We start from the raw sequence: 15,372 nt of genomic DNA on the forward strand, positions 1-15,372 counted from the left end.
GGTATTTGAAGATTTTAGTAATTTTAAATTACAATCTGATAAAAAAGTTTACCATTTATCTCCAGCCTAATGTAGGGCTTGCGATAAATGGCTTGATATTTTGAGAGTAGAATATACTGGACAATTAACATAGGAGAAAGAATGAAAGGGATAATTTTGGCCGGAGGCAAGGCTACAAGGCTTTATCCGATAACCAGGGGGGTTTGCAAGCAGATGCTCCCAGTTTACGATAAGCCACTAATTTACTATCCGCTTTCGGTTTTAATGCTTACTGGCATTAAAGACATTTTAATTATTTCAACGCCTCGCGATACTGAACGCTTTAAAGAGTTATTAGGTGATGGTAGTTCCCTAGGGGTGAATTTTTCCTATAAAGTGCAGGATAAGCCTGAAGGTATAGCCCAAGCCTTTATTCTGGCTGAAGAGTTTATTGGTAAAGACAGTGTTTGTTTAATCTTAGGCGATAATATTTTATATGGACATGATATCTCTGAACTTTTAATTAAAGCCGCCAAAGATGTGTCTGGTGGAGTTATTTTTGGCTATTATGTGAAAGATCCTGAACGATATGGAGTAATTGAATTTGATAATGAGCATAGGATTTTATCAATTGACGAGAAGCCAAAGGATCCAAAATCAAACTGGGCAGTAACTGGTTTATACTTTTATGATAATCAGGTAGTTAAAATTGCTAAGTCCCTAAAGCCCTCGGCTCGTGGTGAGCTTGAAATTACCGACGTCAATAAAGAGTACTTAAAAAAGGGCAAGTTAAAAACTAAACTTTTAAGTCGTGGTTATGCCTGGCTTGATACCGGAACCCACGATGCTTTAATTGACGCTTCAATGTTTATAAAGACCATTGAAGATCGTCAAGGCTTAAAAGTGGGCTGCATTGAAGAGGTGGCCTATCGTAAGGGTTATATCAATGCTAAACAATTAGAACAGTTAGCCAAGCAGTTAAATACAAGCTATGGTCAATATTTATTGAGAATTTTAACCGAGCGAGGGTAAAATGTCATTTGAATTTAAAAGATTAGAAATCCCCGAGGTTGTTTTAATTAAGCCTAAATTACGCAGTGACGAAAGAGGCTTTTTTCTTGAAGCCTATAAACAGAGTGATTTTGTTAAATTTGGCATAACTGATGAATTTGTTCAAGAGAATCATTCTAAATCTTTTGCTAAGGGGGTAATCAGGGGTTTACATTTTCAAAAGAAACCTTTCGAGCAGGCAAAGTTAGTAAGAGTGATTGCTGGTAGCGCTTTAGATGTGGCGGTTGATATTCGTCGTGGTTCACCTACCTTTGGAAAGTGGGTTTCGGCATTACTTTCAACGAAGAATCAGTCGATTCTTTATATACCAACCGGTTTTGCCCACGGGTTTTGTACTTTAGAAGAAAATACCGAAGTTATTTATGGTTGTAGTAGTGAGTATTCGCCTCAGCATGATCGAGGGGTTATTTGGTCTGATCAAAATATCGGCATACATTGGCCGATTCTTAAACCGGTTCTTTCTGAGCGCGATAAAAAATGGCCGATGTTGAAAGAGGCTGACATTGGGTTTAACTATGTCTAAAAATATTTTAAAACTGGTTTTGGACGTAGATTTTTTAAAAACAGACTAGAGAATTTTTTAAAAATAACAGAACTTGCTGGCTCGCGTGGCGGGCGGGTCGGCCTCAGCACCCTCATAAGCGTACTGAGGGGATGAGTTTTAGCAAGGAAGTGCATTATGAATATATTAGTTACAGGCGGAGCAGGTTTTATAGGTTCACATTTCATTAGGCATCTGCTTAAGAGTCACAATCACCGTGTCTTTAACCTTGATAACTTGAGTTATGCCGGAGATTTAGCCAGGCTTAAAGATGTCGAGAAGAACAGCAGGTATCATTTTATAAAGGGAGATATACGGAATATTGAAAACATTGAGGGAGTTTTTTCTCATGACATCGATACAGTGGTTCATTTAGCTGCCGAAAGCATTCCCGAGGATGTTTATGTCCCAGTCCAATCTGTCCCCAAGATAGGGACAAGAACAATTACATTTGGTGAGTTGTGGAAAGAACAGTCCAAAAATAATAAGCCCATAAAGAACGAAAAGGGCGAAGCAATATTTTTAAGAGGCAAACAGACGAAAATTTTAAGTTTTCTGAATGGTGGTCAATGGATGCCAGTCAAAGCAATTACTCGACATAGGTATAAAGGTAAGATCATAAAACTAATTCAGAAACAAGGAGTTATAAAAGCAACTCCAAACCATTCTATTTATAGTTCAAGTCTTGAGTTGACCAATCCACACACTAACCCGGAGTTATTGGTTATTAGAGAAATAAACGAGATAAAAAAAAGGAATAAGAGAAAAAGCTTGGCACTTTTGGAAATTTTAGCAGCTTATATAACAGAAGGAAATGCGACTTTCAATAAAGCTAATGGCGGATATATCATAGAAATTAATCAAACTAACAAGGGATGGATTGAACATATAGGAGAACTAATTAGAAAAGAGTTTTCGTTAAAATTCTATATCGGTAAACATAAAAATAAACAGCATAAAGATGTGTTTTATTTACAGGTGTCCAATAAGAAGTTTTTCAATTATTTAATAAAAAATTGTGGAAAATATTGTGATGGAAAATTCTTTCCAGATTGGATTTTTGATTTAGAGAGTAATCAACGGAGTTTTTTTTGGAGTAAGTTACTTGAAGGCGATGGCACTAAAGATGGCAGGTATTCTACGACTTCTTACAAATTAACGAATCAAATCAGCCTCCTTTTGACATTACAAGGAAAAAAATTCAAAGTTTTTGAATACGATAGAAAGAACTATAAAAGAAGCTGGGAGTTCAAGACTGAATTATCTGGTCAGCATTATGGATTGGTGAAGAGAAAAAAACAGGAAATTCAATATGAAGGATGGGTTTATGATCTGGAAGTAGAAAAGAGCCACAATTTCGTTTGTGGAATAGGAAATGTAGTTTGTCATAATACCCATGTCGACAATTCGATTAAGGATCCTTTTGTTTTTGAGGCGGTAAATGTTCGAGGAACGCTCAACCTCCTAGCTTGCGCCAGAAAACACAAGGTTACAAGATTTATTCATATCTCAACTGATGAAGTTTATGGAGAGATAGAAGAGGGTAAATTTACTGAGGATTCGCATTTAGCACCAAATTCACCTTATTCAGCTTCTAAAGCTGCTGGTGATTTTTTTGTTCGTTCTTATATCCGTACTTTTGACTTTCCGGCGATTATTATCCGACCTTCTAATAACTATGGTCCTTGGCAGTATCCTGAGAAGTTTATACCGGTAGCTATATCTAGTGTCTTGGCTGATAAGAAGATACCAGTTTATGCTCAAGGTTTAAATTGTCGCGAATGGCTGTATGTTACTGATTGCGTTAAGGGTATTGCTTTAATTATGGATAAGGGTAAAGTCGGCGAAGTCTATAATTTAGGTTCAAATATTGAGAGACGAAATATTGATTTAGCTAAAGAGATACTTAAGATTCTTAATAAGCCCGATGATTTTATTAATTTTGTTGCTGATCGTCCCGGACACGATTTTCGGTATTGCCTAGATTCAGCTAAAGTCAATAATTTGGGCTGGAGTCCGGAAGTAGGCTTCGAAATTGGCATAACTGCTACTGTTGAATGGTATAAGAATAAGAGAACTTGGACTGAAGGTAAGTTGAGCCGATAAATATGGAAAAGCAAGCCAAGATTTATATTGCCGGACACACAGGATTAGTTGGAAGAGCTCTTTTACGTGAGCTTAAAAAAGAAGGTTATGCTAATTTATTAACCAGAACCCACCAAGAGCTAGATCTCACCCACCAGACAGAAGTTGAAAGATTTTTTAGCCAAGAGCGTCCTGACTATGTATTTTTAGCTGCGGCTCGAGTTGGCGGAATCGGCGCAAACAACAGTTACCCGGCAGAATTTATCTATGAAAACCTTATGATTCAGGCTAACGTTATTAATTCAGCATATACCTCAGGGGTTAAGAAGCTTTTATTCTTTAGCAGTGCTTGCATGTATCCTAAGTATTGCCCTCAGCCAATGAAGGAAGATAGTTTATTGACAGGGTGCCTAGAGCTAACCAGCGAACCTTATGCTATAGCTAAAATCGCTGGGGTAAAAATGTGTGAGGCTTATAATCGTCAATACAAAACAGGATTTATCTGTATTATACCTTCAAATATTTATGGTCCTGACGATCATTTTGGTTCTCAAGATTCACATGTGCTTCCGGCTTTGATTGATAAATTTCATAAAGCTAAGATTGCCAATGAACCTTCAGTGATAGTTTGGGGGAGTGGAAATTGTAAAAGAGAATTTATCTATGTAGATGATGTTGCTTCGGCTGCAATTTTTCTTATGAATTTATTTGAAATTCATTCTTATGTTAATTTGGGATACGGAGAAGATATAACTATAAAAGAGCTAATTGTTGCAGTGAAAGAAATTGTCGGATATAAGGGCGAGATCGTGTTTGATAAGTCTAAGCCTGATGGAATTTTACGAAAAGCTCTAGATAGTAGCAGAATATTATCTTTTGGCTGGAAGCCAAAGACGTCTTTAGCTAGCGGGTTGGACAAGACCTATAAGAGTTTTTTAAAAAAATTTAGTTAAGGTTGTGTTTTGCGATAGAAAGTAATATTTATTTTAATATAAGGAGGTTATGTGAAGAAAACAATTAAAAGTTTAAGAAAAAAAGCTGAAAACATAAGGAAAAATGTTTTAAATATGTGTATTCAGGCCCAAACCGGGCATGTTACCTCTTCTTTGTCTTGTATTGATATTTTGGTTTCTTTATACCATGGTAATGTCATGCGTCATAGGCCTAATGATCCTGGTTGGGAACAAAGGGATCGATTTATTTTAAGCAAAGGCCAAGCATCTCCGGCTTTGTATGCAGTTTTGGCTGATTGTGGTTATTTTAATTCGAAAGAACTTAATAATTTTGCTCAAAAAGGCGGAAATTTTGGCGTACACCTACAAGATAGTGTACCCGGCGTTGAAATAACTTCTGGCTCACTGGGGCAAGGGTTTGGTTTGGCAGCTGGATTAGCATTAGGGGCTAAAAAGAATCGCAATCTTCACTTAGTATTCACTTTACTAGGAGATGGTGAATGTTATGAGGGGTCTATTTGGGAGACAGCTATGTTCGCGGCTCATAATCAATTGAATAATCTCGTAGCAATAGTTGATAGAAATTATCTCTGCGTAACTGATTTTACTGAAAATTTAATTGCTTTAGAGCCGTTAGATAAGAAATGGCAAGCTTTTGGTTGGGAAGTTAAACGTATTAATGGTCATTCGATCGAGGAAATAATTTCAACTTTATGTCCTTTGCGTTCTAGGCCTTCAAGCAAGCCTCTTGTTGTTATCGCCGATACTGTAAAGGGAGAAGGAGCTGCTTCTTTGTGCTATCAGCCGTTATGTCATGGAATAGCACCTAAAGGAGAAGAAGCTGAAATAGCTATCAGAGAATTAGAAGGGAGGTTATGCGATTATGAATAATATTTCTCAGCGTGATGCTTTTTGGAATAAGGTGTATGACAAGGCTGTTTTAGATAAAAATATCATCGTTGTCTCAGCTGACATGGGTGCTCCAGCCCTTGATCAATTCAGGAAAGATTTTCCCTCACAGTTTGTTAATGTCGGAATTGCTGAGCAGAATGGTATAGCTATATCAGCTGGCCTTGCTTTAAGTGGTAAAAAAGTTTTTGTTTATGCGATAGCCCCGTTTATTACTTTACGTTGCTTGGAGCAAATAAGAGTAAACAATGCGATTATGAACATACCGATAACTATAGTTGGGGTTGGTGCCGGATTTGGTTACGAGGATTCAGGGCCGACGCATCATATTACTGAAGATCTTGCGATTATGCGTTCTATGCCCAACATAACAATTCATAGTATATCTGATAGTATCATGTCTCGAGCCATGGCTGTTATATCGTGCCAAATGAAGAACACTAATTACGTACGTTTAGATCGTTTAGTCCTTCCGAATTTATATCAAGAAAATGAGGATTTTTCTAAAGGTCTGTCAATTTTAGAAGAGTCAAAAGAAGCTTATATCATTGCAACCGGAAGTATGGTTCATGTTGCTTTAGAGGCAGCAAAAAATATTAAGCAGCAAGGCTTTGATATCGGCGTAATTGATGTTTATTCTTTGCCGTTTAACGAAAAATTACTTATTGATTTTATAAAAGGAGTTAAAAGGGTCGTGACCTTGGAAGAACATTTTCTTCCCGGTGGCCTTGGCAGTGCGGTCTGTGAAGTCATGCAGGATAAGGGGGTGTTATTGCCGGTTAAACGAATTGGCTTGTCTATGGAAAAGGGCTATTGCTATAAATATGGTGGCAGAGATATCATAAGAAGTTATTATGGTGTTGATTCTGGGTCCGTGACAAATATAGTGTCTGATTTTTTACAAGGAAAGTAAATTATGAAAATACTAGTAACTGGTGGAGCGGGCTATTTAGGTTCAATAATGGTTCCTCGTTTATTAAATTCCGGTCACGATGTCGTCGTTGTTGATTCTTTTGCCTATCGTCAATCATCTTTGCTTGATTGTTGCAATAATAAGAAGCTGACTATAGAAAGGGCCGATACTTTAGATGAGCGAGTAATCGCGCGGCAAATTAAAAATGTTGATGCTATTTTTCCTTTAGCTTGTCTTACCGGTGCACCGCTTTGCGATAACCAGCCTGATGAGGCCAGACGCGTAATTGTTGAAGCCATAAGATTAATTCTTAAGTTGCGTTCTAAAGGACAAGCCATTATTTATCCCACTACTAATAGCGGCTATGGTATAGGCCAAAAAGGTATTTTTTGTAACGAGAAAACTCCTTTGCGGCCAGTTTCGCTTTATGGAAAACTGAAAGTTGAGGCTGAGAAAATTTTGCTCGATGCGGGAGATTGTATTACTTTACGATTAGCAACTGCTTTTGGTATAAGTCCACGAATGCGTTTGGATTTATTAGTTAATGATTTTACTTATCGAGCCGTAACAGATAAGTTCATAATTCTTTTTGAATCACATTTTAAAAGAAACTATATCCATGTTCGCGATGTGGCTAAAGCTTTTATCCATGGATTGGATAATTTCCAAACCATGAAAAACCAAGCCTACAATGTTGGATTAAGCGATGCAAATTTAAGCAAGTGGGAGTTATGTCAGGAGATTAAAAAACAAGTTCCTGATTTTTATTTTATTGAGGCCGAAGTCGGCCAAGATCCCGATAAAAGAGACTATATTGTAAGCAATGCGAAAATCGAAAATAAAGGCTTTAAGCCCGATGTTTCGTTGGAGGATGGTATAACTGAGTTGATAAAAGGATACCAAATCATTAGAAAGAATCAATATTCTAATGTCTAAATTATGATGTCATTGGATCTAGTATTAGTAAATCCGAGTAGTAAAAAGCAGATGTATGGCAGTTTAAGCGATAGCTTAATCGGTATTGAACCACCAATATGGACAGCTTTGATCGCTGCCTTTGTGCGCCGGAAAGGTTTTTCGGTAGCGATAATTGATGCTGTAGCTGAAGGTTTGGGCCCAACAGAAGTTTTTAATAGAATAAGGGAGTATAACCCAAGAGTTATCGGCCTTGCTGCGATTGGAGCTAATCCTTCGGCGGCATCAACACCAAAAATGCTTGCTGTAAGAAGTCTATTGAATTTAATTCAAGAGAATAATTTTGATTCCAAGACCGTTCTTTACGGTATTCATCCTTCGGCTTTAGCCGAAGAAACCCTCAGAGAGGAGAAGATTGATTTCGTAATTAAAGGAGAAGCTTTTTATCCAATTTTAAATATTTTAAAAGAAACAAAATCGCAAGATATAGACGATTTATCGTTTAATAAGGGCATTTGTTATCTTCGGGATAAAAAGTTTATTTCTGGCGGTTGGGCTAAAGTAGTTGAGAATTTAGATGAATTACCCTTCGCAGCTTGGGATCTTTTACCGATGGATAAGTATCGAGCTCATAATTGGCATTGTTTTGGCCATATAAGACAACGTTCTCCTTATGCCATAATTTACACTAGTTTTGGCTGCCCTTTCGATTGTAAATATTGTAATATTCATAGTCTTTACGGTGGTTCTCCGGGCATACGTTATCGTAGCCCTGAAAAGGTGGTCGAGGAAATCGATTTTCTAGTGAAAAATTATAATATTAAGCATTTAAAAATACTTGATGAGCTTTTTGTTTCAGAAAAATCTAGGGTCGATAGATTTTGTGATCTGCTTATTAAACGTAACTACCGAATAAATATATGGGCTTATGCCAGAGTTGATACGGTTAATGAATTATTGCTAAAAAAATTAAAACAAGCTGGAGTAAATTGGATTTGCTATGGGTTCGAGGCAGCTAGCAAAAAAGTCCGGGACGGCGTATCTAAGGGTAGGTTTGACCAGGAAGCTATTTATGAAGCTGCTCGTATAACTCATGATGCCGGGATTCATATAATCGGTAATTTTATGTTTGGTCTTCCTGATGATGATCAACAATCTATGCAAGAAACATTAAATTTAGCTAAAAAGTTACGTTGCGAATACGTGAACTTTTATACTACCATGGCTTATCCTGGTTCAAAGCTTTATCAAGAAGCAATAAAGCAGAAAAAGCAACTTCCGAAAAGCTGGTCAGGGTACTCTCAGTTTAGTTACGAAACTTTACCTTTGCCAACAAAATATCTTTCTAGTGCCGAAGTTCTAAGCTTTAGAGACCGAGCTTTCGTGGATTATTATAGCGATCCCGAGTATAGCGCTATGATTAAAGAAGTTTTTGGCGAGGATACAGTTGAGCATATAAAAGATATGCTTAAATATAAATTAAAAAGGAAGCTGTTGGAAACTGAAGGAGTAAAGACATGATTATTAGCAGAACTCCGTTTAGAATATCTTTTTTTGGTGGTGGAACAGATTACCCGGTATGGTACAGGGAAAATGGTGGAGCAGTTATCTCAGCTTCGATAAATAAATATTGTTATATAACCTGTCGTTACTTGCCGCCATTTTTTGATTATAAATATAGAATAGTTTATTCGCAACGCGAGGCTGTAAAAAGCCTTTCCGATATAAAGCATCCCTCGGTTCGGGAGTGTTTAAATTTTATGAATTTAGGTAAAGGCGTTGAAATACATCATGATGGAGATCTGCCGGCTAGAACCGGTCTTGGTTCGAGTTCAGCTTTTACGGTAGGCTTGCTAAATGCTTTGTATGCTTTAAAGGGCAAGATGGTAACTAAAAAGCAGTTGGCGCTTGAAGCTATCCATGTTGAGCAAGAAAGAATTAAAGAGCATGTTGGTTCTCAAGACCAAACTATTGCCGCTTTTGGTGGATTTAACAAGATTACTTTTGCTCGGGATAATAATATTGAGGTTCAACCGGTGACTTTACATTTTGAGAAATTAAAACACCTACAAAGACACTTAATGTTATTTTTTACTGGATTCTCTCGTACGGCTTCTGAAATTGCCCAAGAGCAAATAAATCAAACGCCTAATAGAACAAAGGAATTAGGTAACATGCATGATATGGTTTATGCCGCTATGGATATTTTAAACAGCAATCACGAAGATTTTAGTGATTTTGGTAAATTACTTAATGAAAGCTGGAAGATAAAAAGAAGCTTAACTTCTAAAATTTCAACGCCATTGATTGACCAGATTTATGAAACTGCTATGTGGGCCGGGGCAAAGGGTGGAAAAATTCTAGGGGCCGGCGGCGGCGGATTTATTTTATTTTTTGTTAATCCAGAATTTCAGCAAAAAGTAAGGCTAGCCCTTAAGAATCTTCTTTATGTTCCTTTTCGTTTTGATACCTTGGGTAGTCAAATAGTTTATTATGCTCCGGATCATCAATCTTGGTCAGATTCGAGTAAAGATATTTTAGCGGCTGAAGAAATTATTAGCAATGAGTCAACAGTAATTGAGAAATGAATATTTTAAAATCTATAGATGTGGTTGTTCTTTGTGGTGGAAAAGGTGAGAGGTTACAATCAGTTTTAGGAGAAAAACCCAAAGTTTTAGTTGAAGTTTCTGGAAGGCCTTTCTTATCTATTCTAATTGACAATTTTAGGAAATTTGGTTTTAACCGTTTCATTTTAAGTGTGGGCTATAGACGGGATAAGATTATCGATTATTTTAAAGATAGAGCGGATATCTTTTTTTCTCAAGAGGAAATTGCTTTAGGAACCGGTGGCGGCTTAAAGAAAGCCGAAAGTTTAGTCAAAAGTAGTAGTTTTTTAGTTGTCAACGGCGACTCTTTCTGTGATTTAGATTTTAATCGATTGTTTAGTTTTCACAGGGAAAAAAGAGCTATTTTAACTATGGCTTTGGTTAGAACCACAAAAGTTAAGGATTATGGAACTGTTACTATCGACAGCACAGGAAAGATAAAAAGCTTTCAAGAAAAAGTGGAGGGGCTTAACTTTTGTTTAGCTAATGCTGGAATATATCTAATGGATAAAGAAATATTCAAGCAGATGCCGCAAAAAAAAGTTTTTTCTTTAGAACGCGATTTATTTCCTAAAACAGAAAATAGCTTTGGCTTTGTAACAGAAGCTAAATTATATGATATCGGAACGCCAGAGCGGTATGTTCAGGCTAAGGAGTTTTTTAACTGTAAAGGGGCCATGTCGTGAAAGTAATGTTATTGTTTCCAAAGTGGACTAGTGCTTATGGTTTATTTTCATATTTTGCTAAGAAGGCATCTCGCTGGCCACCTTTAAATCTAGCTTACATTGCGGCTGTAGCTGAAAATAACGGCCATATGGTAAAAATAGTTGATGGAGAGGCCGAAGATTTACCAACGGCAAAAATTTTGGAACGTATAAATGAGTTTAAGCCAGATATAATCGGCATGACTGCTACTACACCTTTTTTCCATGTAGTGGTTAAACTCGCTGAGGCGATTAAAGGGTTTAATAAAAGCATTCCGATAGCTATAGGCGGAGCGCATATAACTATTTTACAAAAGGAAGATTTTAATCTTTGTTTTGATTATGCCTTTCTTGGTGAAGCCGAAGAATCATGGGCTCAGTTTCTAGATAGATATGGTTCTGGGAAAGATATGTCAGACATAAAAGGCCTTCTTTATCGTAAAGGTGATGAGGTTGTTTGTACTGGTCTTTCTGAACCAATTAAGAATATTGATTCAATTCCTTATCCAGCGAGGCATTTACTAAAATTAGATAAATATAATATAGGCACTTTAAAAGGTGTAAAAAATTTTACGACTATTATGACAACTAGAGGTTGCCCGTTTGAATGTATATTTTGTAGCACAAAAGTGTTCGGTTCCAGGATTCGTCGAAGGTCTTTGGATTCGGTAATGGATGAGATTAAATCAATAATTTATAATTTTAATATTAAACATTTTACCTTTTTGGATGACACTCTAACACTTGATAGAAATTATATTTTACAATTATGTAAGCGAATACAGGCCGAAGATTTTTCAATCACTTTTGATGGCAGTACTAGAGCTAATTTAGTGGATGATGAATTAATTGCTGAAATGGCTAAAGCAGGGCTAATAAGAATTTCTTTTGGTTTAGAATCAGTAGATCCTCGCATAAGAAAGATTATTAAAAAAGAAGTGCCGCTTGAAAGTTATCAAAAGGCAAATCAAATAACTAATAAATATGGAATAGAGACGCTTAATTCAGTTATGCTTGGCTTACCAGGCGAAACAGCCGAAACTGTAGAAAGTACTCTGGGTTACTTACGTAATGCGCGTCATATTCAGCAAGCTAATCTTAGTATAGCCACTCCTTATCCAGGTACGGAACTTTATCGGATGGCTAAAGAGGGGCAACACGGGTTACGGTTATTGACTGAAGATTTTTCAAGGTATCGTCGTTATGGATCAGCAGTTATGGAGGTGAATGAATTGTCGGCTCAAGATCTTATTGATTTACAAAACGACGGATTTCTTAGGATATATTCAGCTCCCTGGCGGATTATTCCAATGGTAAGAAAGAGTGGTATTTTAGGAGCATTGCTTACTTTTTCCAGACTGGCCAAGAAGATTAAAAGGCAGCTAAGGGTTAAGAAGGCAACAAAAGATAATAACAGCAATTAGTTGTATACAGAATAAGGGCAGAAAAGTATGTTTTTTATTTCATCATCTTGCACAAGAAAAAGAAAAGTTAACGAGGCAATTCAGGACTTATTAGGTTTTGGTGTTAAGAATATCGAATTATCTGGCGGTCTTGTTATTTATGATCAATGGGAGGCTGATTTTCGTCTTTTGAGGGATTCGGAAGAACTAAATATTTTGATACATAATTATTTTCCACCGCCAGCACTTAAAAAAGATGCTTTTGTGCTCAATCTCGCTTCAGATAATGAGCAGCTTAAGCAAAAAAGTTTTGAACTTATTAAGAAGTCATTTAAATTTATAAGTGATTTTGGTATTTCTTTATATAGCGTTCACGGAGGCCATAGTGTTGATATGCTTCCGGAGTTAAAAGATATGCATTTTATTGTAGATAAGGAGTCTAAAAGAGATAAATTTCAAGCAAGTTTTAATTTTTATGAAAGTCTAGAAAGGATAGTCGCAGAAAGTTTGCCTGATAGTAAAAAATTAGCGGTTGAGAATCTTTTTCCATTCAGTAAAGAACAGAATTATTGCTTGATGACTTTACCCGAAGAGATAGAGAAATTTTTAAAATATAGTCGAAAATACAAAAATGTTGGTTTGTTGTTAGATTTGGGCCATTTAAATGTTGCTGGAAAAGCTTTTAATTTTGACCCGGCTAAGTGTGCCGAAAGAATATTATCTGAATATTCCGATAAAATTTTTCAATTGCATCTTTCCGACAATGATGGGACCTTTGATTTCCACAAAGTTTGTAGTAGCAATTCTTGGCAGCTCAAATTAGTCGAAAATTTCTATGAAGTTGTAAAACACGTTCCGATTGTGTTTGAGTGGCATTGCAAGACAAATTCAAACGAGCAGATTAGAGATGGAATTAGCTATATTAAATCTTATTTTGGCCAGACTGCTTTTACTGAGTTAGAGGACAGTAAACATTTAATTTATGAGAACTAATACAGAAAATACTAAGTTATCTTTTGGTACGATGTCAGTAACTGCTAAGGCAAAACAGTTAGTTACCGAAGCAATGGATTCAGGAATGCTTTCTCAGGGAAAGTATGTAAGAGAATTTGAAGAAAGGTTTGCCGATTTGGTTGGCGTAAAGGAAGCGGTTGCCGTGTCAACTGGAACCGAAGCCGATACTTTAGCTTTAGCCGTACTTTATGATTTTGGAGCAAAAAGAGGCGATGAAGTAATTATTCCGGCATTGTCATTCGTTGCAACTGGAAATGCAGTGTTACATGCTGGCTTTAAGCCAGTTTTTGTAGATATTCAAAGAGAAACTTTAAATATTAACCCTGATGAAATAGAGGCAGCAATTACCAAAAAAACAAAGGCTATTATGCCGGTACATTTAATGGGTAAACCGGCTGAAATGGATAGAATAATTGAAATAGCTAAGAAGCATAATTTGTGCGTTGTTGAAGATGCCGCTGAGGCTCATGGCGCAGTATATAAAGGTAAGAATATTGGAGCTTGGGGTGATATGGCTGCCTATAGTCTTTATGCCGCCCATATTATTTCTACAATTGAGGGCGGCATTGTTGTTACTGATCGTAAAGATTTTGCTGAGGTTTTAAGATCTTTGCGTTCACACGGACGATTTTGTAAATGTAAGCAATGTGTATTAAATGTCGGTAAGGGCGAATGCCTAAAGCGTTTCAAAGGCAATAAAGATCAAAGATTTGATTTTGAACGCATCGGTTATTCTTCAAAGATGAATGAACTCGAAGCAGCAGTCGGATTAGGAAATCTTGATATTTATCAAGATATCTTTAAGAAACGCAGAGAAAACCTTATCTATTTAATTGGGCAATTTTCTAGATTCGCACCTTATCTTTTTACGATAAACGAAGAAGATCATGAAACTGTTGGCCCGCACGCATTTCCAGTTATTGTTGGGGAAGATACAGGCTTTAGCCGCGATGAATTAGTTTTTTACTTAAAATCAAAGGGTATTGATTCGAGAAATCTTTTTTTATCAATGCCAACTCAATGCCGAGGGTTTGAATTTTTAGGTTATAAACTTGGGGAATTTCCTAATGCTGAATATATAGCCGATAATGGTTTTCATATCGGCGTGCATCAAGGCTTGGGAAGAAGAGAGCTTGAGTATTTCGTAGAAGGGACTAAGCAATTCTTGGATAGACGGTGAATGTCGTTAGGGAAATAGATTAGTATGGTAACACTTGTAATTCCTACAAAAAACCGTTCTGATTTTTTAATCAGAATTTTACGATATTACGCAGACACAAACTATCAGTACACTATTTGTATAGGTGATTCTAGTGAACAGTTTCATTTAGATACTACGAAGAAATTTATTGATAGTTTAAATGGTAAATTAAAAATTATGTATTTCGAGTATCCTGGATTAGGTATTTCTTTATGCTTTAAAAAATTAATTAATCAAGTTAAAACACCCTACGCAGCTATAGTGTTGGACGATGATTTTATCATTGAGCAATCCCTCAGGAAGTGTGTTGATTTTTTGGAAAATAATCTTGATTATAGTTCTGCTGGTGGCAGGGCTATAGTTTTTTCTCTTAAAGAACCTGGCGCTCATGGTGAAATTAAAAATGTAGGCGTTTATTCGCAGAGAAATATTGAGGGAAAAACTGCCAGCCAGAGGCTGGCTGACCATTTAAAAAACTATACAGTTACTCTTTTTTCTGTGCATAGGATAGAAACATGGCGTCATCTTTGGCAAAATGTAGTTAAGTCTTCCGAGAGAGCATTTATGGAAGAGCTAATACCTTGTTGTCTTTCGGTAATACACGGCAAGAAAAAAGTTTTTGATGATTTATATTTAGTTCGTCAAGATCATGAGCAGCGTGCTTTCCATATGGATACATATGATTGGGTAACTCATCAGGATTGGTTTAATTCCTATAATATATTTCATGATTCCTTAGAAGAAGCTTTGGCGTATAAAGATGGCATTAGTAGGGATGAAGCGCATGGGGTTATAAAAGAAGGTTTTTGGAAATATTTAAATAAGAGTTTTGTCTCGAAATATGATATACGCTATAAAACTAAGATTGAAGGCATTAATCTAAAAAAAATTATAAAACGTAGCCCCACAGTTTTTAATATAGCTAATTATATACAATTATTGTTTCGAAGGCACTTAAAAGTTTCAACTTTACTCAATAAAAAATCGCCATATTGTAGTAATTTTGCAGCAGTGTATCGTGCGGTTACAGAAAAGCCTCTTTTTGGAAATAAGGTTTATTGCAATATTGATTAGAATA

General features: G+C 36.3%; 14 protein-coding genes and 1 pseudogene. All 15 read left to right on the plus strand.

Features of this window, described 5'->3' with window-relative positions; translation table 11 throughout:
- Nucleotides 1–141 precede the first annotated feature (141 nt).
- On the plus strand, nt 142–1,011 hold the full coding sequence (rfbA, locus tag K9L86_02695) for a glucose-1-phosphate thymidylyltransferase RfbA (protein ID MCF7907769.1): 870 nt from the start codon (nt 142–144) through the stop codon (nt 1,009–1,011).
- Between the two features lies 1 nt (nt 1,012).
- On the plus strand, nt 1,013–1,573 hold the full coding sequence (gene rfbC, locus K9L86_02700; GenBank protein MCF7907770.1) for a dTDP-4-dehydrorhamnose 3,5-epimerase: 561 nt from the start codon (nt 1,013–1,015) through the stop codon (nt 1,571–1,573).
- A 156-nt stretch (nt 1,574–1,729) separates the two neighbouring features.
- Nucleotides 1,730–1,978, plus strand: a pseudogene (locus tag K9L86_02705) (GDP-mannose 4,6-dehydratase).
- 186 nt (nt 1,979–2,164) lie between these two features.
- Entirely contained in the window at nt 2,165–3,697 is a 1,533-nt protein-coding gene (locus tag K9L86_02710; protein MCF7907771.1) for a GDP-mannose 4,6-dehydratase, read from the plus strand.
- Between the two features lie 2 nt (nt 3,698–3,699).
- Nucleotides 3,700–4,629 carry a GDP-L-fucose synthase gene (locus K9L86_02715; GenBank protein MCF7907772.1) on the plus strand — a complete coding sequence of 310 codons (930 nt, stop codon included), beginning with the start codon at nt 3,700–3,702 and terminating at the stop codon, nt 4,627–4,629.
- Nucleotides 4,630–4,743: 114 nt separating this feature from the next.
- Nucleotides 4,744–5,520 carry a transketolase gene (locus K9L86_02720; GenBank protein MCF7907773.1) on the plus strand — a complete coding sequence of 259 codons (777 nt, stop codon included), beginning with the start codon at nt 4,744–4,746 and terminating at the stop codon, nt 5,518–5,520.
- Entirely contained in the window at nt 5,513–6,451 is a 939-nt protein-coding gene (locus tag K9L86_02725; GenBank protein ID MCF7907774.1) for a hypothetical protein, read from the plus strand. Before K9L86_02720 ends, K9L86_02725 begins: the two co-directional genes overlap by 8 nt.
- A 3-nt stretch (nt 6,452–6,454) precedes the next feature.
- Nucleotides 6,455–7,387, plus strand: coding sequence for an SDR family oxidoreductase (locus tag K9L86_02730; protein MCF7907775.1), 933 nt, complete (start codon nt 6,455–6,457; stop codon nt 7,385–7,387).
- Nucleotides 7,388–8,887, plus strand: coding sequence for a B12-binding domain-containing radical SAM protein (locus K9L86_02735; protein ID MCF7907776.1), 1,500 nt, complete (start codon nt 7,388–7,390; stop codon nt 8,885–8,887).
- Complete coding sequence (locus tag K9L86_02740; protein MCF7907777.1) at nt 8,884–9,954, plus strand: kinase; 1,071 nt, start codon at nt 8,884–8,886, stop codon at nt 9,952–9,954. Before K9L86_02735 ends, K9L86_02740 begins: the two co-directional genes overlap by 4 nt.
- Nucleotides 9,951–10,658 carry an NTP transferase domain-containing protein gene (locus K9L86_02745; protein MCF7907778.1) on the plus strand — a complete coding sequence of 236 codons (708 nt, stop codon included), beginning with the start codon at nt 9,951–9,953 and terminating at the stop codon, nt 10,656–10,658. Before K9L86_02740 ends, K9L86_02745 begins: the two co-directional genes overlap by 4 nt.
- Nucleotides 10,655–12,100: a B12-binding domain-containing radical SAM protein gene (locus K9L86_02750; protein ID MCF7907779.1), complete on the plus strand. Its 1,446-nt coding sequence runs from the start codon at nt 10,655–10,657 to the stop codon at nt 12,098–12,100. The genes K9L86_02745 and K9L86_02750 overlap by 4 nt, the downstream gene beginning before the upstream one ends.
- A 27-nt stretch (nt 12,101–12,127) precedes the next feature.
- Nucleotides 12,128–13,072, plus strand: a complete 945-nt coding sequence (locus K9L86_02755) for a sugar phosphate isomerase/epimerase (GenBank protein ID MCF7907780.1) — start codon at nt 12,128–12,130, stop codon at nt 13,070–13,072.
- Complete coding sequence (locus tag K9L86_02760; GenBank protein ID MCF7907781.1) at nt 13,062–14,273, plus strand: DegT/DnrJ/EryC1/StrS family aminotransferase; 1,212 nt, start codon at nt 13,062–13,064, stop codon at nt 14,271–14,273. Before K9L86_02755 ends, K9L86_02760 begins: the two co-directional genes overlap by 11 nt.
- A 24-nt stretch (nt 14,274–14,297) precedes the next feature.
- Complete coding sequence (locus tag K9L86_02765; protein MCF7907782.1) at nt 14,298–15,368, plus strand: TIGR00180 family glycosyltransferase; 1,071 nt, start codon at nt 14,298–14,300, stop codon at nt 15,366–15,368.
- The last annotated feature ends 4 nt before the right edge of the window (nt 15,369–15,372 follow it).

Source organism: Candidatus Omnitrophota bacterium (genome assembly GCA_021735655.1).
GTDB lineage: Bacteria > Omnitrophota > Gorgyraeia > Duberdicusellales > 4484-171 > JAHKAJ01.